This is a genomic window from Bartonella sp. CE47NXGY (assembly GCF_042195415.1).
Classification (GTDB): Bacteria; Pseudomonadota; Alphaproteobacteria; order Rhizobiales; family Rhizobiaceae; genus Bartonella.
Genome location: NZ_JBHIOI010000205.1, coordinates 1 through 812, shown reverse-complemented (window position 1 = coordinate 812; position 812 = coordinate 1). Strand labels below are relative to the sequence as shown.

Annotated in this window: 1 pseudogene; it reads left to right on the top strand. The window is 42.0% G+C overall.

The features are described from left to right. A pseudogene (locus ACFIL3_RS10680) lies at positions 1-812 on the top strand (hypothetical protein); the annotation flags it as partial.

Sequence of the window (812 nt, the reverse complement as noted above, 5' to 3'; positions counted from 1 at the left end):
GGAAGCATTTGCTGGAGTTGCGAGTTCTATCACGAATGTTCATAATGATGTTACCAATGTTGTCAGTGATAGCCTTGTCAAGCAGGATGAGAAGACGAAAATTATCACTATTGGTAAAGAAGTAGAAGGCACAGAAATAAGTCTTCTGGATGACAAGGGCAAAGAGCGGACACTTTCAGGTGTTGGTGAAGCAACAAAGAATAATGAAGCGGTTAACAAGGGTCAGCTTGATGCAAGTCTGAAAGATCTTTCTAACAGTCTTCAATCAGATGACTCGGCTGTTGTTCATTACGATAAAAAAGAGGGTGATAATGGCGGCATTGATTACACGAGTGTGACTTTAGGCAAAGGTAAGGATAAGGCAGCTGTTGGTCTTCATAATGTTGCTGATGGTCAGATTGCCAAGGATTCACGTGATGCAATCACGGGTGGACAGGTTAACAAAATCGGTGAGGATGTAGTTAAGTTTTTAGGTGGAGAAGCATCCTTTAAAGAGGGTGTTTTTACAGCTCCGACTTATAAAATCTCTAATGTTTCTGACGATGGTACAGTAACGACTAATTCACATAACGATGTTGGTAGCGCCTTTGCGGGTCTTGATACGAGTGTCAAGAATGTGAACACTCATCTGTCTAATGAGGTCAAAAAGTTTGATGAAAAACTAAGTAATATTACGCAAGCAGTTCAAGGCGATGCATTGTTATGGGGCAAGACTAAAGGTGCGTTTGTAGCGACGCATGGGGACAATAAAGAGAACAGCAAGCTTACATCACTTGCAGCTGGCTCTATAGTATCAGGCTCGAGTGATGCGA